This is a genomic window from Chitinophaga parva (genome assembly GCF_003071345.1).
Lineage (GTDB): Bacteria > Bacteroidota > Bacteroidia > Chitinophagales > Chitinophagaceae > Chitinophaga > Chitinophaga parva.
This window is the reverse complement of sequence record NZ_QCYK01000002.1, coordinates 238,942-260,929: the sequence shown is the minus strand read 5'-3', so window position 1 is coordinate 260,929 and position 21,988 is coordinate 238,942. Positions and strand designations below refer to the sequence as shown.

Annotated in this window: 15 protein-coding genes; 5 read left to right on the top strand and 10 right to left on the bottom strand. The window is 52.4% G+C overall.

Annotated elements, in window-relative coordinates:
- Positions 1–34: 34 nt before the first annotated feature.
- A complete protein-coding gene (locus DCC81_RS11320) occupies positions 35–1,267 on the top strand; it encodes an ABC transporter permease (protein WP_108686745.1) in 1,233 nt (410 codons plus the stop codon).
- A gap of 28 nt (positions 1,268–1,295) precedes the next feature.
- Here the strand turns inward: DCC81_RS11320 and DCC81_RS11315 are convergent, their stop codons facing one another.
- A complete protein-coding gene (locus tag DCC81_RS11315; RefSeq protein ID WP_108686744.1) occupies positions 1,296–2,039 on the bottom strand; it encodes a TrmH family RNA methyltransferase in 744 nt (247 codons plus the stop codon).
- 91 nt (positions 2,040–2,130) lie between these two features.
- On the opposite strand from DCC81_RS11315, the gene tamL reads away from it, so the two are divergent.
- Positions 2,131–4,560: a translocation and assembly module lipoprotein TamL gene (tamL, locus tag DCC81_RS11310; protein WP_108686743.1), complete on the top strand. Its 2,430-nt coding sequence runs from the start codon at positions 2,131–2,133 to the stop codon at positions 4,558–4,560.
- Between the two features lie 98 nt (positions 4,561–4,658).
- On the opposite strand, the gene truB is transcribed toward tamL, so the two are convergent.
- The 4 genes from truB to DCC81_RS11290 all read right to left on the bottom strand — a co-directional run bounded on the left by truB (position 4,659) and on the right by DCC81_RS11290 (position 8,668).
- Positions 4,659–5,348, bottom strand: coding sequence for a tRNA pseudouridine(55) synthase TruB (gene truB, locus DCC81_RS11305; protein ID WP_108686742.1), 690 nt, complete (start codon positions 5,346–5,348; stop codon positions 4,659–4,661).
- A gap of 9 nt (positions 5,349–5,357) precedes the next feature.
- A complete protein-coding gene (locus DCC81_RS11300; protein WP_108686741.1) occupies positions 5,358–6,095 on the bottom strand; it encodes a shikimate dehydrogenase family protein in 738 nt (245 codons plus the stop codon).
- A gap of 84 nt (positions 6,096–6,179) precedes the next feature.
- Positions 6,180–6,944 carry a phosphosulfolactate synthase gene (locus tag DCC81_RS11295; RefSeq protein ID WP_108686740.1) on the bottom strand — a complete coding sequence of 255 codons (765 nt, stop codon included), beginning with the start codon at positions 6,942–6,944 and terminating at the stop codon, positions 6,180–6,182.
- 284 nt (positions 6,945–7,228) lie between these two features.
- Positions 7,229–8,668 (bottom strand): tetratricopeptide repeat protein, encoded by a 1,440-nt coding sequence (locus tag DCC81_RS11290; RefSeq protein WP_108686739.1) that lies wholly within the window; start codon positions 8,666–8,668, stop codon positions 7,229–7,231.
- A 173-nt stretch (positions 8,669–8,841) separates the two neighbouring features.
- On the opposite strand from DCC81_RS11290, the gene DCC81_RS11285 reads away from it, so the two are divergent.
- A complete protein-coding gene (locus DCC81_RS11285) occupies positions 8,842–9,219 on the top strand; it encodes a hypothetical protein (protein ID WP_133177630.1) in 378 nt (125 codons plus the stop codon).
- Between the two features lie 113 nt (positions 9,220–9,332).
- Here DCC81_RS11285 and DCC81_RS11280 read toward each other — a convergent pair whose 3' ends face one another.
- The 3 genes from DCC81_RS11280 to pafA all read right to left on the bottom strand — a co-directional run bounded on the left by DCC81_RS11280 (position 9,333) and on the right by pafA (position 12,597).
- Positions 9,333–9,956: a hypothetical protein gene (locus DCC81_RS11280; RefSeq protein ID WP_133177629.1), complete on the bottom strand. Its 624-nt coding sequence runs from the start codon at positions 9,954–9,956 to the stop codon at positions 9,333–9,335.
- Between the two features lie 134 nt (positions 9,957–10,090).
- Positions 10,091–10,870, bottom strand: a complete 780-nt coding sequence (locus DCC81_RS11275; protein WP_108686736.1) for an enoyl-CoA hydratase/isomerase family protein — start codon at positions 10,868–10,870, stop codon at positions 10,091–10,093.
- A gap of 83 nt (positions 10,871–10,953) precedes the next feature.
- Entirely contained in the window at positions 10,954–12,597 is a 1,644-nt protein-coding gene (gene pafA / locus DCC81_RS11270) for an alkaline phosphatase PafA (RefSeq protein WP_108686735.1), read from the bottom strand.
- 96 nt (positions 12,598–12,693) lie between these two features.
- Between pafA and DCC81_RS11265 the strand changes: the two genes are divergently transcribed.
- The gene (locus DCC81_RS11265) at positions 12,694–13,935 is read left to right on the top strand and encodes an aminotransferase class I/II-fold pyridoxal phosphate-dependent enzyme (protein ID WP_108686734.1); all 1,242 of its coding nucleotides are present in this window, start codon (positions 12,694–12,696) and stop codon (positions 13,933–13,935) included.
- Between the two features lie 1,034 nt (positions 13,936–14,969).
- Here DCC81_RS11265 and purL read toward each other — a convergent pair.
- Positions 14,970–17,192 carry a phosphoribosylformylglycinamidine synthase subunit PurL gene (gene purL, locus DCC81_RS11260; protein ID WP_108686733.1) on the bottom strand — a complete coding sequence of 741 codons (2,223 nt, stop codon included), beginning with the start codon at positions 17,190–17,192 and terminating at the stop codon, positions 14,970–14,972.
- Between the two features lie 790 nt (positions 17,193–17,982).
- Here purL and DCC81_RS11250 point away from each other — a divergent pair.
- Positions 17,983–20,178: a glutamine synthetase III family protein gene (locus DCC81_RS11250; RefSeq protein WP_108686731.1), complete on the top strand. Its 2,196-nt coding sequence runs from the start codon at positions 17,983–17,985 to the stop codon at positions 20,176–20,178.
- 167 nt (positions 20,179–20,345) lie between these two features.
- Here DCC81_RS11250 and DCC81_RS11245 read toward each other — a convergent pair whose 3' ends face one another.
- On the bottom strand, positions 20,346–21,977 hold the full coding sequence (locus DCC81_RS11245; RefSeq protein ID WP_108686730.1) for a RagB/SusD family nutrient uptake outer membrane protein: 1,632 nt from the start codon (positions 21,975–21,977) through the stop codon (positions 20,346–20,348).
- Between the last annotated feature and the right edge of the window lie 11 nt (positions 21,978–21,988).

Genomic DNA, 21,988 nt, shown 5'->3' with positions numbered 1-21,988 from the left:
ACAGTTTTGACGCTGAAACCAGCACAAATTTATCATGGGAGTCTCAAGTTTCATCGCGGGGCGCATTGCCTTTAACCGTACGTCCTCCTTTTCGCGGTCCATTATTCGTATAGCCATTGCCGCTACCGCGGTGAGCGTGGCCATCATGATACTGGCCACGGCGCTGGTAGCAGGTTTCCAGAAAACGGTGCAGGGCAAGATCTTCAGCTTCTGGGGGCATATCCACATCACCCAGTTCCAGCCCAACGCCGGCCCCCTCACTGATGAACTGCCCTTCCCCGACAGGCCCGGCCTGGCAGATTCCGTGCGCCACCTCCCCGGCATTTCCTACCTGCAGCCCTATGCCACCAAATCGGCCATGATCAAGGCTAACAATGGCATTGAAGGCGTGATCTTCAAAGGTGTGGACCGGCATTACAACTGGAACCAGCTCCGGCGTTTCCTGCGCCAGGGCGGCCCCCTGCATTTCAACGACAGCACCTACTCCCTCGATATCATCATTTCCGAGCACACCGCCAAAGCCCTCCAGGTAAAGCTGGGCGACCCACTGATCGTGTACTTCATCCAGGGACAAGGCCAGCCCCCCCGCGCCCGCAAACTGAAGATCACCGGCATTTACAAAACCAGCATCGAGGATTACGATAAGACCTTCATCATTGGCGATATTGGGCTGATACGCCGCCTCAATGACTGGGGGCCTGCAGATATTGGCGGGTACGAAGTGTTTGTGAAGGATGTAAAAAAACTGGATACCCTTTACAAACAGGTGTACCAGATGGTGCCACAGGAGCTGGACGCCCGCTCCATCAAAGAGATCTACCCGAACATCTTTGACTGGCTGGCCCTGCAGGATAAAACAGAATGGCTGGTGCTGGTGATCATGACCATCGTGGCCCTCATCAACATGATCACCACCATCCTTATTCTCATCCTGGAAAGAACCAACATGGTAGGCATCCTCAAGGCACTGGGCATGCCCAATAAAAGCCTGCGCGCCATTTTCGTGTACCAATGCGCGTACATTCTGCTGGTGGGTATTTTCCTAGGAAACGTGTTGGGGCTGGGCCTGGCTTTCATCCAGCAACAAACGGGGTTCTTCAAACTGCCGGAAGACGCTTACTACATGCCGGCTGCAGCTATTTATATTGAGTGGTGGAAGATAATCGGGATCAATGTGGGCACTTTTGCCGTGTACACCCTCACGCTGGTGCTACCTTCCGTGATCGTAAGCCGCATTACACCGCTGAAGGCCATCCGCTTTAAATAAAGACGGACATTGGCCGCAGGCCTTATCCCTACCGGATCAGCAGCCTTCCGCAAATAATGCCGGTAGCCACTGCCGCGTTCAATGATTCTGCAAACCCCAGGCGCGGGATGGTCACCTTCTCTGTACAGCGCTCCATGGTGGCCGGTTGCAGACCTTTCGATTCATTCCCGATCACGATGATGCCTTCCGTAATGGGCGCAAAATCGCCGATGTTGCGCCCGTGCAGGGTGGCTGCGTAAGAGGCTACACCAGCGGTTTCCAGCACTTCCGCCAGCGCGGCTTCCACAATTTTTACCCGGGCTATGCTGCCCATGGTAGCTTGCACGGTTTTTGGATTGTAGGCGTCCACACAACCGGGAGAGCAAATGATCTGGGCAATGCCAAACCAGTCGGCTATGCGGATGATGGTGCCCATGTTGCCGGGGTCCTGGATGTCTTCCAGCGCCAGGGCCACATGGCCTTTAAAGGCGGCCGGCTGCGCATGGCCGGGAATGGGTAGCACCGCCAATGCCTGGTTAGGCGTGGTAAGGGTGGAAATGCGCGACAGTTCTTCTTCCGATACCTGCTGCACATCCACGCCCCTGGCCCGTTCCAGCAGGTCGCGGTGCTTCAGCAACCAGGGTTCCAGTGCGTACAGGGACTCCATGGCCTGACCGGCCTGCAGCATTTCCTGTACGATCTTGTCACCCTCAGCAATGAAATGACCCGACTTTTGACGGTATTTTTTCTGCTGTAATGATTGAATATACTTAATTTGCGCTTTTGATAACATAGGTCCAAAACTACAGGGATTCTATAAATGCGCCAAGCCAATGCCACAGTTTCCAGCGTGGCCTTTTTTTTAACTCATTCTTTTTTTAATTGTGAAGCAGCCGATCATTCGTTTCTCCAACACCTTTTTCAGAGCGTCCGTGCTGGTGTTGGCGTTATGGCTCGTGGCGGCATGCTCCAATACCCGCTACCTGAAAGACGACCAGCAACTCTACGTGCACAGCGGCGTGGATGTGCGGGGCGATATCACGGTGAGCGACAAGCAGGACCTGCGCAATTCCCTCCAGAGCAAGCAACTGATGCTGCAGCAGGCCAATAAAAAATTCCTGGGAACCCGCATCAAAGTGTGGCTGTATCACCAGAAGAACCAGGAAAAAAAGAAGAACCTGTTCTGGAACCTGGTGCTCTCTCCCAAGAACATGGAAGAGCCATCCATTTTCGACTCTACCAAAGTAGCGGAATCCATCAAGCGCATGAGCGCCTACCTGTATAACCAGGGTTATTTCTACGACACGGTGACCTACGTGAAAACCGTGAAAGGCCGCAAGGTAAGCGTGGATTACAAGGTGAACACCGGTCAGAATTTTGTGATAGACAGCCTGATCTACGATGTGCCGGATACCGCACTGCTGGCCATTGTAAAGCGCTCCCAGCCCCTCAGCCTTATTGCCAAGGGCAAGCCCTACAAACAGGAAACCCTGAACAGTGAGCGGGAACGCCTCTACCGCCTGATCAAAGACGCAGGCTATTTTAAATTTGACCGCAACTATATCCGCTTTGAACTGGATACGCTCAATAAAAGCTTCCTGCGCAATTCCCTCAACCCGTTTGAAGGCATGCTCAATGTGTTCAACGAGAACAAGGGCCGCGAAAAACCCACGCTCAACATTTACACCATCATCAGCAACCCGGCAGACAGCCTGGGCGGGCATCACAAAAAATACACGATCAACCGCACCATCATTTACCCGGACTACCCGGTGAGCGGGGATACCAGCCGCTCCACCTTCCATGATTCCATTTCTGCCTACACCATCTACCGTTACCGCCAGGATATTCTCCGCCATGATGTACTGAACCGCTCCGTACTGCTGCGTCACGGGGAAACCTTTTCTAACCAGAAATACGACGCTACGTTCAATAAACTTTACGACCTGGGCGTGTGGCAGTTCATCACCATCAACTACCGGGAAAACCACGATACCACGCTGGATGCCTTGCTCTACCTCACGCCCCGCCGCCGCCAGAACATAGGCGCCAGCTTTGAAGTGAGCACCAGCTCCGATTACCTGCTGGGCAGCGGCGTAACGCTTACCTGGCGCCACCTGAACCTGCACCGCAGTGCCACCTCCGTGGATGTGAACCTGAGCACCGGCATAGAACTGATACGCCAGGAGCGCCAGTGGGTGCTGCAATCCAAGGAATTTGGCGGTAATGTGAACTTCACCTTCCCTAAGTTTATTACGCCTTTCCGCATCTCACAGGAAAGGCTTACCACCGTGAAAACCCGCCTGAGCCTGGGCGGCAACTACCTCTCGCGCGTGGCCAAGTTTGATATCACCAATATCAACGCCTCTTTCGGGTACGATTGGACGCCCTCCCGCTACCAGCGCTGGATCGTCAATCCCATCTCCCTGAACTACGTAGGCACCAAGCTGGATCCTTATTTCCGCGATACCATCGTGAACAAGAACCCCTACCTGAAGCGCAGCTTTGAGCCGGCCTTCATTGGCGGGGAAGTGGCTTCCTACATTTATACCAACAATGATGCGCTGCACCGCAAGCATTACTCATTCTTCCGCATTAACCTGGAAGAATCAGGCCTGTGGCTCAATGGCGTCAACAGCCTGGTAGGTTCCATCAATCACAAGGGCAATGACCTGGAAGACTATACCGGCCTTACCATCTCTAACTTTGTGAAGGTGGATGCTGATTACCGCCATTATTGGAAGCGCCCCCGCTCCATGTTTGCCACCCGCGTGTACACCGGCGTGGGTGTGGCTTACGGCCATTCCACGGTGCTGCCTTACATCCGCCAGTTCACCGCCGGCGGGCCAAACAGCCTGCGCGCATGGCGGCTGCGCACCCTGGGCCCCGGCTCTTACCACGATACTTCCGCTACCGCACAGATATTCCCCGACCAGACCGGCGATATGAAGCTGGAGGCCAATGCAGAATTCCGCTTTGACCTTATCCGCATGTTCAACGGTACAATAAACCTGAAAGGCGCCACCTTCCTGGATGCCGGCAATATCTGGATGCTGCGCAAAGACCCCGACCGTCCGGGCTCCGAGTTTGAGTTCTCCCAGCTGTACCACGACCTGGCCCTGGGCACCGGTGTGGGCCTGCGCCTGGATTTCTCCTTCTTCCTCATCCGCCTGGACTGGGGCATCCCACTGAAAGTACCTTACTACACCGGCAATCCCAATGGCTGGTACACCACCGAGTGGCGACACTTCAGTGATCCCAGCTGGCGAAGGGACAACGTGATCTGGAACGTGGCCATCGGGTACCCCTTCTAAGAAAAGAAAAAGGAGCGCTTGTACGGCGCTCCTTTTTCGTTATGTCAGATAAGTTTATTCCTGTTTCATCCACTGCTCCTCCTTCCTGCAGGCGCGATCTACCCCTGCTGCTCCGGTGCCGCCTGTTTGAATTTTTCCAGGAATGCATCCAGTTGATAAGCGTCTTCCACCCTGAACTCCCCGATGCGGGTGCGTACCAGCTTACTCAGGTGGCCCCCTACGCCCAGCGCGGCGCCAAAATCATTGGCCAGGGAACGGATGTAGGTACCCGTGCTGCACACTACGCGGAAGTGTACCAGCGGCATTTCAATACCGGTGATCTCAAATTCCTTGATCACGATATTGCGGGGCTCTACTTTCACGTCCACGCCTTTGCGCGCGGCCAGGTAAATGGGCTTGCCATTTTGTTTGATGGCGGAATGGATGGGCGGCAGCTGCGCAATAGCACCCATGAACTGCCCGGTAGCCGCTTTGATGGCGTCTTCCGTGAGATGACTGCTGTCCTTGAAATTTTCGGGCTCAGATTCCAGGTCAAAGGTGGGTGTAGTAGCACCCAGGGTAAAAGTACCAGTGTACTCTTTTTCCTGGGCCTGGTATTCGTTGATCTTCTTGGTCATTTTACCGGTGCAGCAGATCAGCAGGCCGGTGGCCAGCGGGTCCAGGGTACCGGCATGGCCTATTTTGGCTTTTACCTTGTGTTTCAGTTTATTCACCACATCGAAGGAGGTCCATTCCAGCGGCTTGTCTATCAGGATCACTTGTCCTTCTGCGTAGATATTTTGTTCCATCGCGCAAAATTAGGCTTTATTCCAGATCTTCCAGGCGGCTTCCGCCTGCAGCACCAGCATTTCATGGCCGTTTTTAATAGCGGCTCCCTGTGCCTCGCCCTTGTGCAGGAAAAGGGTCTTGCCCGGGTTATACACCAGGTCGTACAGGAAATGACGGGCATCCAGGTATTCATAAGGCAGGGGCGGCGCCGTGTCTGTGGCCGGGTGCATGCCCAGGGGCGTAGTATTGATCAGGAGGGTGTATTTTTCCAGGATCGCGGCATCTATCTGCTCATAGCGCAGGTCGTCCGGCCCTTGCGGGTGGCGGCTCACCAGGCGGTATGTAATACCCAGCTGGCGCAGCGTATACACTACCGCTTTACTGGCCCCGCCGGTGCCCAGCACCAGCGCATGCTTATGGTGGGGCTGCAGCAGCACCTCCAGAGATTCGCGGAAACCAATGGTGTCTGTATTGTAGCCTGTCAGGCGGCCCCCCTCATTGCGGATGGTATTCACTGCGCCTATTGCCTTGGCGGCCGGGTCCAGTTCATCCAGGAAAGGGATCACGGCGGTCTTGTGCGGGATGGTCACATTGAGCCCCTTCAGATTGGGCAGGGAGTGCACCAGTTCCGGGAAGCCATTGATATCTGGCAGCGGAAAATTTTCGTAGGTGCTGTTTTCAATATGTTCCTTTTCAAATTTTGCAGTGAAATATCCTTTGGAAAAAGAGTGCCCCAGCGGGAAGCCTATCAGACCGTAAAGCTGCATGCCATGGAATTTTAAGACCGTATAAAAATACCATTGGGCACCCCGCAACCGGCGTGCCCAATGTACATTTGGTTATGTATTGCTTTATGCATTCAGGTAAAGGTGGAAGGTATCGCCGCGAAGGCCTATGCGCATGGCTTCCAGGGAGATCACTTCATGGGGGGCCAGGTTACCCAGGTTGGCATTGCAGCCTACCAGCTCCAGGAAGTACAGCTGCTGGGCTTTTTGCGGGGCTTCCCAGATGATCTTTTCTGCGGGGATCTGGGTCAGGATCTCCTGTACCAGGCCTTCCCGCACTTCACCGCTGCCGCGGTAAATGCCAACGTTGCCGCTTTCGCGGGCTTCGGCGATCACGTAGGTGGCACCTGCGCTCAGTTCTGCGCGCATCAGCTCAATCCATTTATAGGGGGGAATAATGTGCTCTGCATCTTTGGAGCCCACTTCACTGAGCACGGTAAAGCCAAGCTTCACCAGTTTCTCAATGTAGCCGCATTTTTCGGTGTGAGGGATGGTAATGGAACCATCAGAAACTTCAACATAGGAGACGCCAAAATCGCGCAGTACTTTCACATAATCGTCAAACTGGTTGCGGATAAGGAAGGCTTCAAAAAGGGTACCTCCAAAATATAAGGGAACGTTAGCGTCCTGGTAAATTTGGATCTTCTCGCGAAGGTTGGGCGTAACGAAAGAGGTACCAAAACCCAGCTTCAGGATATCTACGTGCGGGTGGGAAACGGAAAGGAAATTAGCCGCTTCTGCCAGGCTGAGGCCCTTATCCATTACCATTGTGAGGCCGTTATTCCTGGGCTTCTGTGTCCTGTCCGGGATCTGTGTCAAATTGAAATTCATTGCATCTCTTTTTTTATCTTCTGAATGGCCGTGCAATCGCTTTCACGTTTTACCCCTCTCCCACAGGCAGGCTTTGAACAAATACGGTTGTGATGAAGAATGCCGGGAAAGGAACGTTCATAGGATCGATCCTCAAAACCGGCGCAAAAATAATAAGAATGAAATAAATACAACATGTAAATAATCACTTTTGCCCCGCGGGTGGTAACAGGGGCAATATTTTATGGTTATATGACAAAAAAAGGCCGCCTGGCGGGCGGCCTTTTTCCAGTATGCAGTTGTGGTTACTTCTTCTTGCGCAGGGAAGCGCGGTAGCGTCCCAGCATATCCACTACAGACGTGTGTTGCAGCAGTTCCGCGTCCAGTTCCACAAACTGTTTGGCCAGTTTGGGAGAGCGTTGCAGGGCCGTCTCCAGTTGCAGCAGGGCCTCTTTCTGGCGTCCCAGGCGGAACAGGATGGCGGCCTTGTAGTATTGGAACACCGGCTTGCTGCTGATCTTGGGGTCCAGCGCGTTAAGCTGGCCCAGGGCCTCTTCATGGAAGCCGGAAATATACAGGCCTCTCATGAAACACTGCCATCCGCGGGCATTTGCGGGGCGCAGGCGCACGGCATTGAGCAGGTACACCAGGGCATCCTTGAACTTACCCATCTGCAGGTAGCATTCCCCAATGGCCATGTTGTAATCGCCGCTCTGCTTATTGTATTTCATAGCAGATTGCAGGCTTTTCAGGGCATTGGCCCAGTTTTCTTCTGCCATGTAGGCCATGGCCACCTTGTAGTACAGCTTATCGTCTGTAGGGCTCAGGTGACTGGCTTTGCGGTAATAGTAACGGGCCTGGGTATACTTGCGCTGCTTGTCGTAGCAGTGGCCAATGGCTTCATAGATCACATCTTCCGGCTTGGCAATTTCCAGGTGCCTGGAGAGGACCTCAATGGCCTCGGGATATTTGCGCATACGGATGTAGGCGTCTCCCATGTTGCGATAGGCGTAGTCAAACTTCTCATCGATCGCAATGGCATATTGATAGGCGTCAATGGCCTTTTCGTAGAGTTTCAGCCCCTGGAAAGCGGTACCCAGGTTAAACCAGGCCAGCTCATTGAAGGGATGTTCATTGATGATGTCCGTATGCAGGCGGATGCTTTCTTCAAAGCGGCCGGTAAACTCGGTCCAGAAGCAGATCTTGTGCAGGGCTTCCTCGTTGTTGTTATCGTGCACCAGGGCGCGGCGCAGTACGTCAAATACCATTTCAAACTCTTCCCAGTCGTCATACACGTCTGCCAGTTCCAGGAGCAACTCCGTTTTGTCCTCGCCTTCAAAACTATCGATCTGCTCTTCCAGGACGCGCACGGCCTTGGCATGCTGGTTCATGGCAATGTAGGCGTCTGTCTTGAAGATGTAGAGCTGGAGGTCGGTGCTATCCAGGAGAGCGGCTTTTTCGAGGAGGGAGAGTGCTTCTTTGTATTGTTTGGCCTCAATGAGGAGGCCGGCTTTTTTAATGAGGAGGACGGCGGAGTAGGGATATTGGTTGATCCCCATTTCAGCGGCCTGGAAGGCCACGTTGAGCTGGTCTTGCTCGTCATAATAGTCGATGATCTGCTCGAACGAATCCTCGTCCAGAAAAGCATGTGACAGACCGGATTTGAGATTTTCGAATTGTTGCAGCAAATCTTTCAGGTCGTCAGAATCATCTTCGAAGGGTGGCAAATCTCTATCTCTATTCATTACTGTAAATATAAACAATTTAGGTTCCCGTCCAAATCTTTCGCCCGGTCGTCGATATCAAAATAATCGATATCGGTATTGTGAAATTTTTAACGTTTTGTTATAATAATTTACTAACTTTGGATAGAGATAAAAATACAACACATTTTAAAAATTGTATATTTGTCGAGTTTATGAAGAACAGATTATACATCTTAAAGACTGTCTTATTGACTTGCCTGATGGCGGGTTTTATAGGCGTGGCTGAAGTTAAAGCAGCCGGGCTGGGCATGGATCTTCCGGGTGATAATAACAAAGACAAAGCAGCCAAGAAGATCAGTGTGAGCGAAGCCTACAAATCAAACCTCAGCCTGGACGCGGGTTTCCGCTTCAGCGGGGTGGTCCGTCCTGAGTTCAACCTCAGCCCGGCCCCTACTACTGTGAAACCATCTTTCACTTATAAACAGGGCAATACGACTTACCTCATTCCTTACTCTGTAGACCAGAGCCAGCAGGCGAATATGAACTATCATCACCTGCAACTGCTCACCTGGCCCATCAAGAAGGGATAAGTAGCGGTTTGAAAGGATTTGGAGGCCTCGCGAAAGCGGGGCCTTTTTTTGTGCCTGGAAAACAGAACTGAGATGAAATGAGTGAAGGCAGCAACCCCGTCACACGGCGTGCCTCAATTCCCCAGCTGCTTCAGCTCCGCCTCAGAGATCTCCTTATACCCTCCCTTTGGCACATCAAAGGTAGATGCCGGCACTGGCGAAAGATCCACAGAAGTAGCCACCACCTTCAGTTTACCGCCACCTTTCAGCAGTAGCTCAAACTCCAGCGGCAACCCTTTCAGGTTCATGAACCGGCGGTTATACATCCGGTTCTCGGCTACCAGGTCCGGCGTGTACCATACGTCAAACGTCTGCCCATCCACCAGGGATGCCACGGCATGCCGGCAGGTGTAACCCGCTATCCGCTTGGTTTCCGGCTTGTCCACAAATTTTACGGCTTCGTACTGTTTCAGGTCTTTTTCAAACTGGGCACGGCCTACGTGGATCAGGTACTTATCAGTATTGCGGGTGATCAGGGTTACGTAGGTTTCGTCTTTTGTGTTTACGATATAGGTGTAGTTCACTACGTTCAGGTTCATATCCAGGCGGCTCATGACGCCGCGTACATATTGCACCATGGTGCTGCCGGCAAACGCGCCTGCATTAGGCTGGCCATCCGGTACCTGCACGCTGTAGTGGACAATGGCATCAGATACAGTGCGCTGTGCAAAGGCAGGAACGCTGATGCAGTAACTCACGAGGATCAGAATTAAATACTTTCTCATCATGGTACATAGGGCTAGGTAAAAAACAAGGATTGAAATTGGATGTTCTTACCAAATATACGGTTTTAATGTTCACTCCGCATGGCAGCGGCGGGTATGGGATAATTTTACCATTTCAGCTTTTCCTTGTTCAAAAAAGACTGGATGCCCTTGCGGCAGGCTGGGTGCTCGCGGGTCTCCGCATTAAACTGGGCGGCATATTCCAGGGCATCGGTAAGCGGCATTTCCAGTACCCGGTTCACCAGCTTCTTGGTAGCCGTAAGCGAGTGGGCGGCCGTGCCCTCCAGCAGGTCCGCAATGGTAAGGTTTACCTGGGTTTCCAGGTCGGAGGGCGCTGCCACGGCGGTGATCAGCCCGTCCTGCAAGGCTTGCTCGGCGGTGTACAGGCTTCCCGTAAGCAGCCATTTACGGGCGCGGCCCTCTCCTACCTTGCGCACCAGGAACACGGATACCAGCGCGGGAATGAACCCGATCTTCACCTCTGAATAGCCTAGCAGCGCCTCGCTGGTCACAAAACTCAGGTCGCATACGGTCACCAGCCCGCAACCTCCCGCCACGGCATGGCCTTCCACCTGTGCGATCACCACTTTCTCATGGTCATAGATCTCCTGGAAAAGCTGGCTCAGTTCCCGGGAGTCCTGCAGGTTCTCTTCATAAGTATTTTGCTGCAACTGTTTCAGGTAGTCCAGGTCTGCGCCGGCGCAGAAGGCTTGCCCGTTGGCTTTCAGCAGGATGATCTTGGCGTTTTCGTCTGCGCCGGCCAGGTGGAAGGCGTGCCTCAGTTCCGCTACCATGGCTCCATTCAGGGCATTGCGTTTTTCAGGTCTGTTCAGGGTGATGGTGGCTACCCGGTTTGCCACGGCATATGTGATGTAGGAAAATTCCATGCAATGGTTTTGCTTAAAGTTAAAACAAAACTGCCGGTTGCTTTGCAGCATCACCGGCAGTCCTTTTATGTGACCTGGTTTTTTTACCTGGTGATCTCCTCGATCACTTTGCCCACGTTGCCGCTGGGCATTTGGATGTGCAGCAGCGCAGCCACGGTGGGCGCTATGTCTGTCATACCCACCGTACGGTTAGTATGGCCGGCATGTATGCCCCAGCCCATAAACACCAGGGGAATGTGTGCATCGTACGGGTTCCAGATTCCATGGGTGGTACCGGTTTTACCGCCGTCTATCCATCCCGGTTGGGGGATCAGCTGGATGTCGCCACCACGCTTCACGTTATAACCATTGATCACCATAGTGTGCAGGGGTTCCGGCAAGGCATAATCGCCCACCTTGTGCAGGTTGATGGCATCCGCAATGGGCTCCATTTTTTTCAGCTCACCGGTGATGAAACTGATCACTTCTGCTTCGTTCTTACCTGCTTTCTCAATGGCTGCATGGTCCAGCCAGAACTGGTAGTTGGCTGCACCGGCTATTACATGCTCAATGCCAAATTGAGCCGCTACCAGGCTATTCACCTTGCCGGCCAGGTCGTTCTCGCTCCATACACCGCCGGGGATCTTGTTTTCTTCCAGGAAGCCCGGTACATGCGCTACACCGTGATCCGCGGTGAGGAAGAACAGGTAATTGCCCTTGCCCACAGTTGCATCCAGGTAGTTGAAGAAGTCGCCCAGGTCTTTGTCCAGGCGCAGGTAAGTATCTTCTGCTTCTATGGAATTGGGCCCAAACTGGTGGCCCACATAGTCTGTGGAAGACAGGCTCACGGCCAGGAAGTCCGTCACTTTACCCTTGCCCAGCTGGTAGTTTTCCACGGCCTGTTTTGCAAATTCCAGCGTCATGGTGTTACCATACGGGGAAGAGGCAATACTGTTCATTGGCGTGGGGAAAGCGTGCGGGAAAGCGGAATTGGCGGCACCGGAAAAACGGCCCTCGTAAGGCTTGTCATCCGCTGTGCTGAGGGTATAGCTTTCCAGCGGGTACAGCGTGTTCCAGGGCTGTTTCAGGTATTGTTCCGGGTATTTTTTATCGTTAAATGCCTTTACCCAGGCGGGCAGTTCATTCATGTAATAGGTAGAGGAGATCCATTTGCCGGAAGCGCCATCATACCAGTAGGCGGCATTGGCAGCGTGGCCGGCAGGGAGGATAGCACCGCGGTCTTTCAGCGCCACCCCGATCACCTTGCTCTGGAAATTAGTTGCTAAGCGTAGTTCATCCGTTACGGTAGTGGCCAGCAAATTGCGGGGGCTCATCTTACCGGCTTTGCTGTCGTTACCCACGCCGTTCACGGTCGTGTCTTCAGCACAATAAAAATGGCGGTTCAGGCTGGCGTTGTACCAGTCGTTCCCGATAATACCGTGCACAGCCGGAACAGAACCGGTGTACACACAGGTATGGCCGCAGGCCGTGATGGTGGGGGTGTAATTGATCAGCGTGTTTTCACAGCTAAATCCTTGGTTTACAAGGCGTCTGAACCCGTTAGACGTGTAACGGTCAGCAAAACGGTACAAATAGTCCCAGCGCATCTGGTCTACGACTACTCCTACCACCAGCTTGGGCCGTGACACGGCCGCCGTGGTAGTCGTTTTTGCAACCGCCGGTTTCTGCGCGAATGCGCTGCTACCCATGGTCAGTAACGCCATGAACAGGAGATGTTTACATTTCATGTTGGCAAAATTTTGGGGACAAATGTATATAGTTTAAACAAGTATTATTTATATACCTTTGCATGCAGATTTTTTATAATCATAACTTAACACAACATGGATATCTTTGAGAAGCTATTGCAAAACCTGGGGCCCATTGGCCAGCATTCAGACAGAGCACACGGTTATTTCGCGTTTCCTAAACTGGAAGGTGAGATTGGATCGCGCATGAAATTCCGCGGAAAGGAAAAGATCGTTTGGAGTTTGAATAACTATCTCGGTTTGGCAAACCATCCCGAGGTACGTCAGGCAGATGCAGAAGCGGCCAAGGCATGGGGCCTGGCTACTCCCATGGGTGCCCGCATGATGAGCGGCAGCACCGACCTCCATGACCAACTCGAAAACGAACTCTCTGCATTCGTTAAAAAAGAAGACACCATCCTGCTCAACTTCGGTTACCAGGGTATCATGAGCTGCATTGACGCCCTCGTAGGCCGTCATGACGTGATCGTATACGACGCGGAATGCCATGCTTCCATCATCGATGGCCTGCGCCTCCACCCCGGCAAACGTTTCGTTTTTAAACACAATGATATTGAAGACTGCGAAAAACAACTGCGCCGCGCAGAAGCCCTGACGGCTGCAAGCGGTGGCGGCATCCTCGTGGTTTCTGAAGGCGTATTCGGCATGGCCGGCGACCAGGGTAAACTGAAGGAGATCGTAGCACTGAAATCCAAATATGAATTCCGCCTGCTGGTAGACGATGCCCACGGTTTTGGTACCCTGGGTAAAACCGGTGCCGGCGCGGGTGAAGAACAAGGCTGCCAGGACGGTATAGACCTGTACTTCTCCACCTTTGCCAAATCCATGGCATCCATCGGTGCGTTTGTCAGCGGCCCGGTGGGCATTATCCGCTACCTGCGCTACAACATGCGCTCCCAGATCTTCGCAAAATCACTGCCCATGCCCCTGGTAGTAGGCAACCTGAAACGCCTGGAACTGCTGCGCAGCAAACGTGAACTGAAAGACAAGCTGTGGCACAATGTAAATAAACTACAGGCCGGCCTGCGTGCACACGGCTTCAACATCGGCTCTACCAACTCCCCGGTTACGCCCATCTACCTGCAGGGTGATATCCCCGAAGCTACAGCCATGTGCCTGGACCTTCGTGAGAATTACAATATCTTCTGCTCTATTGTGGTATACCCTGTGATCCCGAAAGGCCAGATCATCTACCGCCTCATCCCCTCCGCGGCCCACTCCGATGAAGACATTGAACTGACCCTCAAAGCCTTCAGCGAAACCAAACAGAAACTGGACGCCAAAGCCTACGCCGTTGCAGAAATCCCAATGGTATAAGCCCTGCGTACAAACGATATAAGCACCTCCCGCCGGTAAACGTGCCGGCGGGATTTTTTTTGCACCAGCCCCAAGATCAGATCTGCACACCAATGGATTTTCGCTACCCGTTTTTACCAGCCACAACAACAAATTACGCCCATTCAGCGTTAACCAGACCGGAAACGGCTTAACACAAAAAGTCCCGCCGGTTTGGCGGGACCACTTTAATCTTCTTTCACTAGGTGCAAAAATCAACTAGATTTCATTAGGACATGGATAGGATAGGGAACTATTGGCTTTCATAGAATAGGAAAATAACTTAATCTCTTTCAATATCTTGAAGTTTACTTTCACTTTTAATGTGTGTAAGGTAAACTGCGTTTGCGTTGTTTGATATATCAAAAGTAAAGCAAGTGGGTAGTTCCAACATCACACGAAGATGGGATTTTGTTAATGAGTTGTTAACGAGCGTTAATACGCTTGCATTTTTAAATTTAGGGTGTTATGGCGCAAGAGGAAATCGGCCAGTAGTAAGGGTTTCAAACAGGACATTAATATTCTAACAAAGTTTAATTTGTTAATAACCGTTAACAAACATTTTTCAAAACGGTTCGGCCCGGTAATATTATATTAAATTTTGTTAATATACCACCATCGGCGTGTTACAAGAAACTCAACGCTGGGTACGCTCCATTAACAAATCAAACCGCTGCTTTTCCCGTTAGGTGGGGCAACATTTATTAAGCACATTCTTCCAAAGCAGCCACCACAGCTAATTTCCATAGAAAAGGCCGCTTTTTTGCAGGCCTTTTAATAAGTGTACAAAAGTAATTTGTTAACGGGCCCTGGTATTTGTTAACGGCATTTTGTTAACCACGACCGGATATGAGCAACTCAACCCGGTAGCTCACCACCATCAACAACGGCCATACTAAATTCAACACCACATCTCTCCCGGGACATGCTTACACTTTACAAAACGGCAGGGCCGGCAACAAATTATTGCCGGCCCTGCTTTTAGTTATGCACACTTTAAAAGTTATGCACATTTATTATTTCAGCTCTTTTTCAAGGGCGGTGTCATACAGCTGTTTCCAGTTGGCTACAGTGCCCCAGTCCTCATTATCTACGATGATGCTGTCGCCGGTTACCAGGCCTATTTTTTCATAGCGTACGGAGTGGTCGGTCGCATCTACCAGGCCATGCAGCAGTGCCTCAAATTTCTCCTGGTCTTCCGGGCGAACGCTTACTACTACGCGGCTCTGGCTTTCACCAAAGAGGTAGGCGTCTTTGCGGAATTTATCGTTTGTATGCACTGCGAAACCCTGACCGTTTGCCATGGCGCTTTCCAGCAGGGTTACGAACAAGCCGCCTTCGCTCACATCATGCGCGCTTTGCAGCAGGCCGGCCTTGTTCAGGCGGGAAATAGCGTGTTGCAGCTGGAACTCTTCGTCCAGGTTGAAGTGCGGCGCCGGGCTGTACTCAATGCCGATCAGTTTGTGCAGGTACTCAGAGCTGCTGATGTCATTGCGGCTGCGGCCCACCAGGTAAATGATGTGGCCCTGCTCAGCAAAACCCAGGGTAAGGCGCTGCTCCAGGCTGTCCAGTACACCCAGCATACCGATAGTAGGCGTGGGATACACGGGACCTTCGGGGCCCTGGTTGTAGAAGCTTACGTTACCGCCGGTTACCGGGGTATTGAATTTGCGGCAGGCATCGCTCATGCCCTTGATAGCATATACAAACTGGTAATAGCATTCAGGATCGTAGGGATTACCAAAGTTCAGGCAGTTGGTAATAGCCACCGGCTCACCACCACTCACTACGATGTTGCGCGCAGCTTCTGCCACGGCGATCTGCGTGCCCACCTGCGGGTCGGCATACACGTAGCGGCTGTTACAATCCACGGTGAGGGCCAGGGCCTTCCGGGTGCCTTTCACCAGTACAATGGCGGCATCACTGGGGGCGTTGGTACTGGCATTGGCAGTACCTACCATGCTGTCGTACTGGTTGTAGATCCAGCGCTTGGAGGCTATGTTAGGCAGCTGTACCAGGCGTTCCGCCACAAACTTGGGAGACTGGGTATCGGCAATGTTCTGGATATCGTATTGCCTGATCTTGGCAAAGTAAGCCGGCTCAGTGTAAGCGCGATGGTATTGGGGGGCACCGCCACCCAGCACCAGGCTTTCCGCGGGCAGGTCGGCCTCCAGCACATCGCCCATGTAGAACTTCAGGTTCTTATCTTTCGTTACCTCCCCGATCTGTACACAGTGCAGGTCCCATTTGTCAAAAACTTTGAGGATGGCAGCTTCCTTGCCTTTTTCCACTACCAGCAGCATGCGCTCCTGGCTTTCGCTCAGCAGCATTTCCCAAGCTTTCATATTTTCCTGGCGGGTAGGTACCTTATCCAGCTGGATGCGCATACCGTGTTCGCCTTTGGCGCTCATTTCTGCGGTAGAGCAGGTGATGCCCGCGGCACCCATGTCCTGCATACCTACTACACCACCGGTCTTGATCACTTCCAGGCAGGCTTCCAGCAGTTTCTTTTCCTGGAAGGGATCACCCACCTGTACGGCCGGCAGGTCTTCCACGCTGTCTTCCGTGATATTGGCAGAAGCAAAAGCGGCGCCGCCAATCCCGTCTTTACCGGTAGCAGAACCTACGATGAATACGGGGTTGCCCTCGCCATAAGAAATAGCCGAAACGGTTTCCCCCACTTTCACGATGCCCGCGCTGAACGCGTTCACCAGCGGGTTGGTATTGTATACGTTTTCAAAGTAAGTTTCACCGCCCACGGTAGGTACGCCAAAGCAGTTGCCATAGTGGCCAATGCCGTGTACAATACCTTTTACGAGGTGCTGGGTTTTCTTGTCTTTGATATTGCCAAAGCGCAGGGAATTCAAAGCCGCAATGGGGCGTGCGCCCATGGTGAAGATATCGCGGTGGATGCCGCCCACACCGGTAGCCGCGCCCTGGAAGGGCTCAATGGCAGAAGGGTGGTTGTGTGACTCGATCTTGAATACGCAGGCATAGCCATCACCGATGTCTACCAGGCCGGCATTTTCTTCCCCTGCTTTCACCAGCAGGCGGTTACCTTCGCGGGGCAACGTTTTCAGCCACACGATGGAATTCTTGTAGCTGCAATGTTCGCTCCACATCACAGAGTACATACTCAGTTCAGTAAAGTTGGGCGTGCGGCCCAATATTGATTGAATCCTTTCAAATTCATCTGCGGTAAGACCTAACTGTTCTGCAGTTTCTACGGTGATTTGCATGCAATAAAATATATTGGGACCAGTAATTAAAAAGATGCGCAAAACTAAGCCTTTTTAAAGAAAATCCCCTGTTAAAACGGGCCTTTTTACAAGGGCACTGCCGGGCGGTGGGGACAACCGCTGGCCCCGCAGCCGGCCGTTGCCTGCAAAGCCGCGCGCAGCAATGGTTTCAGCCTGGGGCAAGCTGTATGGTATATCAGGCAGGGTTTATTTATATAATGCCCGGCATTGCCCGCAGTGCCTCACATCCCGCTCAGTAGGAACAGGGCCCGGGTTGCAGTTGTGGGTTTCAATGCGTATATTATCGGACTTTACGGGAAAGCATACCGGCTGCCTGGCCATTCTGCAGGCAGGAAATGCCGACGAAGGCTGGCAACCGGGATAGCTGCAGGCACTATGGCAAAATGGAGCCGGAAGCTGGATACTGCGGGCATTTGTACTTGCTGCGGGGCCTGTAACGGAAGGCGGAAAGCCGGATATTTTACCGGCCAGTGCGGCAGGTTCGCAGCCGGAAAACGGGTTTCCCGGAATATGAGCATTGTCATGGATTTTCCTGATCTCCAATGACTTTTGGCCGGCAATACCTTTTTGAGATAATATTACCTTGTTCCATAATCATATTATTATTTTTTTAATTTGATTAATATCAGGGTCTGCAGTGGCCAATTTTTATTCAAAAATTAAAAAATTGTTGTTTTTTGCTTGCTGCTTGTAATTTTTTAGAAAAAACCTACGTAATTCTTGTATTTAAACCGTAGGAATTGTTTTTTTGCCAAAAATTAATCACACTATGCAATCATTACGCTTTTCTGCATTAGAACATTTGTCCGGTGTAGACGCAACGATAAGTGGTGCAGAACACACCAATAAGATCACCGACGTTTTCGGTAGCAATGTATTCTCCGGCAAGGTAATGCGGGAATCCCTGAGCGACGAGGCTTACAAGAGCCTGATGAACTCCATCAAAGGTGGCAATAAGATCGAGCGCAAAATGGCCGATCAGATTGCAGCCGGTATGAAGGCTTGGGCAATGAAGAAAGGCGTAACCCACTATACGCACTGGTTCCAGCCCCTCACCGGCACTACCGCAGAAAAGCATGATTCCTTCTTTACCCTGAAGGGTGATGGTACGGCCCTGGAAACCTTTGACGGCGACGCACTGGTACAGCAGGAGCCTGATGCATCCTCTTTCCCCAACGGTGGCATCCGTGCTACTTTTGAGGCCCGTGGTTACACCGCCTGGGATCCCTCCTCTCCCGCCTTCATCATTGAACAAGGTTCCGGTAAAACCCTTTGCATCCCCACGATCTTCGTAGCATATACCGGTGAATCACTGGACTACAAAGCTCCCCTGCTCAAGGCGCTCTCCGCGCTGGACAAAGCAGCTGTGGATGTGTGCAATTATTTCGATAAAAATGTTACCAAAGTAACCGCTACCCTGGGTTGGGAACAGGAATACTTCCTGGTAGACGAAACCCTGGCAAACGCCCGCCCTGACCTGGTGATGACCGGCCGTACCCTGGTAGGTCACGCGCCTGCAAAAGGCCAGCAGCTGGAAGACCACTACTTTGGCTCCATCCCCGAAAGAGCGTATGCTTTCATGCGCGATTTTGAAGAAGAATCTTACAAACTGGGTATTCCCCTGAGAACCCGCCACAATGAAGTAGCGCCTTCCCAGTTCGAGTGCGCGCCTATCTTTGAAGAAGTGAATATCGCCGTGGACCACAACTCCATGCTGATGGACATCATGAACAAAGTGGCCAAACGTCACAAGCTGAAATGCCTGCTGCACGAGAAACCCTTTGCCGGCATCAACGGTTCCGGTAAACACAATAACTGGTCTATGGCTACCGATACCGGCGTAAACCTGCTGGCTCCCGGTAAGACCCCGAAGACCAACCTGATGTTCCTCACTTTCTTTGTGAACACCATCAAGGCCGTACACGACCACGCAGACCTGCTGCGCGCTTCCATCGCATCTCCCAGCAACGATTTCCGTCTGGGCGCTAACGAAGCCCCTCCCGCTATCATCTCCATCTTCACCGGTAAGTACCTCTCTGAAGTACTGCAGGAAGTAAAGACCCGCGTAAGCAACAAGTTTGATGAGCAGGACGAAGCGATCCTGAAACTGGACCTCCACCGTCACATCCCGGAACTGCTGCTGGACAACACCGACCGTAACCGTACTTCCCCGTTTGCTTTCACCGGCAACAAGTTCGAGTTCCGCGCCGTAGGTTCTTCCGCAAACTGCGCTTCCGCTATGACCACCCTGAACGCTATCATGGCTAAAACCCTGGTAAACTTCAAGAAAGAAGTGGATGGCCTGATCGAGAAAGGCGAGAAAAAAGAGATCGCTATCATGCAGACCCTGCGCAAATACATCGTTGAGTCTGAGCGCATCCTGTTTGAAGGCGACGGTTACTCCGAAGAATGGGAAAAAGAAGCCGCGAAGAGAGGCCTGGAAAACATCAAGACCACTCCCCTGGCACTGGACGCCATGGTGAACAAGAAGAACGCAGAACTGTTCATCAGCACCGGCATCTACAACGCCCGCGAACTGCACGCCCGTCACGAGATCCTGCTGGAAGACTACGTGAAGAAAGTACAGATCGAAGCCCGCGTGATCGGTGACCTGGCTACCAACATCATCCTGCCTGCCGCTATCAAGTACATGAACCAGCTGGTGACCAACATCCAGGGCCTGAAATCCATCGGCCTGGGTGAAGAAAGCTTCCTGGCACAGAAACAGATCGTAGGCAAGATCGCTGAACACGTGAACGTGATCTCTGAAAACGTTCAGAAAATGATTGAAGCGCGCAAAGTAGCCAACAAGCTCACTGACCAGCGTCAGAAAGCCATCGACTACTGCGATAAGATAAAACCGTATTTCGACGTGATCCGCTACCATGCTGACAAGCTGGAATTCCTGGTGGATGACAACAGCTGGAGCCTGCCGAAATACCGCGAACTCCTTTTCTTGCGATAAAAACCGTAAGATTGTTTTGGTGTATGATTTAGCCCCCGATTTTCATCGGGGGCTTTTTTATGCTTCCTGGCCGGAGCGCCTTTCACAAGGGCAAACGAAAAAGGCCCGACACCATCCTAAGACGTGTGCCAGGCCGTGTATACATACCACGTGTATAGTCCGTGCCGTCAGGGCGTGTAGCCGGGGTTTTGCTTGAGGTTGGGGTTTGCAGTGAGTTGCGGGCCGGGGATGGGGTACAGCTTCAGGTGGCCGTCCGGATTGTCTGCCACCTTGCCGGGTGTGCGGGCCTGCCCAAAGGTGCCAAAGCGGATCAGGTCATTCCTTCTCCAGCTTTCCCACGACAGTTCGCGGCCACGTTCTGCCAGCAGCTTGTCCAGCGTAAGGTCTGCAGGGGTAAAATCAAAGCTGGCATCACCGGAATAAGCACGCTCGCGCACCTGGTTGATCAGCGTCAAAGCCTCTCCCAGGTTGGTTTCCAACCGGATGTCCACTTCAGCTTTCATGAGCAGGATATCTGCCAGGCGGAATACCACGATGGCGTTGCTCTGGTTACTGGCCGTGCCAGCTTCCGGGAAATATTTGATGTTGCGCACGCCCTTGGTACGGAAGATATCCGCCGGGTTGGAGATCACATCAATGTTAGGATCGTAGATCAGGGGCAGGTTGGTCTGCGCATCTTTGAGCGCCAGTGAAGGGTCGGCAGATTTAACCAACACATTTTTATCCGGCGGGTAAGGGTAGCGGGTGCTGAACTGCTGGCCTACCAGCCAGGTACCGGAGCGCTGGTCGCGGTAAGTGCGGTACACATTACCATTGTTGGTGGTGTAGGTGCTCACGGTATCAAACAGGTTGTAGAACGCCTGCATGGAACTATACCCATTCCAGGAGCCACCCGTCATTCCAAAACTGATCACACTCTGGTAGTGCAGGGTTTCATTTTCCCAGTTGTTGTTAGGGATGTAGGCATTGTTAAATGGTACTACAAAAATATTCTCGCGGGAGCCCTGGTTCTTTACCTGGAAATTATCGAAGTAGCCGGGTTCCAACTGGTACTTGCCGGACTTGATAATAGAATCGCAGGCGGCGCCTGCAGCGGCGTAATTAGCGGTACCGGTAAATACTTCCGCGTTGAGATAGAGCTTGGCCAGCAGCGCAAACCCCATCCATTTGGTGGCCCGCCCAAACGTAGACCCATCCACGGTTTCAGGCAGCAGGGGAATGGATGCTTTCAGGTCGCTTTCAATGAATTTATAAATGTCTGCACGGGGGCTGTTGGTCACTGAGTTAGGGTCTGTGTTGAAGTCAGACACCAGGGGCACATTGCCAAAAAGATCCATGGCCAGGTAATAATAATACGCACGCACGGTTTTCACTTCCGCGCTGATGGCGTCTACATTGTCCGGTTTCTGGGGCAGGTTGTTGATGATGGATAAAATAAAATTGGCCTTCCCGATGCCGCCAAAGATCTCGTTCCAGGAGTCATTGAGCGTATTGGTTTCCGGCGTCCAGGTGTGCAGCCAGAGTTGCTGCCACTTGCCGCCATCGTACCAGTCGTTACCACGCGTGGGGATGATCTGTTCATCACTGCTTACTTCGTTGAGGTTATAAGTGTTGCCATTCGCCAGGTTAGTGAGCTGCTGGTACACGGGGGCTACGCCTGCTTTTATCTGGTCCGGCGTCTGCCAGAAATTACTGTTGGGCAATGCGCTGTACACCTGCTGATCCAGCTTGGTGCATGCCGGCACACAAAGCAGCAGCAGGGCCATGGCAGCGCGTTTATAAAGGTATGATGTGTTCATGGTTCATGCAG

What these genes read in the sequence shown, in the direction of transcription:
- pafA (WP_108686735.1), bottom strand. Translation starts at nt 12,597, where the DNA reads ATGAAATGTAAACATCTCCTGTTCATGGCGTTACTGACCATGGGTAGC.
- DCC81_RS11275 (WP_108686736.1), bottom strand. Translation starts at nt 10,870, where the DNA reads ATGGAATTTTCCTACATCACATATGCCGTGGCAAACCGGGTAGCCACC.
- DCC81_RS11285 (WP_133177630.1), top strand. Translation starts at nt 8,842, where the DNA reads ATGAAGAACAGATTATACATCTTAAAGACTGTCTTATTGACTTGCCTG.
- DCC81_RS11245 (WP_108686730.1), bottom strand. Translation starts at nt 21,977, where the DNA reads ATGAACACATCATACCTTTATAAACGCGCTGCCATGGCCCTGCTGCTG.
- DCC81_RS11265 (WP_108686734.1), top strand. Translation starts at nt 12,694, where the DNA reads ATGGATATCTTTGAGAAGCTATTGCAAAACCTGGGGCCCATTGGCCAG.
- DCC81_RS11295 (WP_108686740.1), bottom strand. Translation starts at nt 6,944, where the DNA reads ATGAATTTCAATTTGACACAGATCCCGGACAGGACACAGAAGCCCAGG.
- DCC81_RS11315 (WP_108686744.1), bottom strand. Translation starts at nt 2,039, where the DNA reads ATGTTATCAAAAGCGCAAATTAAGTATATTCAATCATTACAGCAGAAA.
- purL (WP_108686733.1), bottom strand. Translation starts at nt 17,192, where the DNA reads ATGCAAATCACCGTAGAAACTGCAGAACAGTTAGGTCTTACCGCAGAT.
- truB (WP_108686742.1), bottom strand. Translation starts at nt 5,348, where the DNA reads ATGGAACAAAATATCTACGCAGAAGGACAAGTGATCCTGATAGACAAG.
- DCC81_RS11250 (WP_108686731.1), top strand. Translation starts at nt 17,983, where the DNA reads ATGCAATCATTACGCTTTTCTGCATTAGAACATTTGTCCGGTGTAGAC.
- DCC81_RS11290 (WP_108686739.1), bottom strand. Translation starts at nt 8,668, where the DNA reads ATGAATAGAGATAGAGATTTGCCACCCTTCGAAGATGATTCTGACGAC.
- DCC81_RS11320 (WP_108686745.1), top strand. Translation starts at nt 35, where the DNA reads ATGGGAGTCTCAAGTTTCATCGCGGGGCGCATTGCCTTTAACCGTACG.
- DCC81_RS11300 (WP_108686741.1), bottom strand. Translation starts at nt 6,095, where the DNA reads ATGCAGCTTTACGGTCTGATAGGCTTCCCGCTGGGGCACTCTTTTTCC.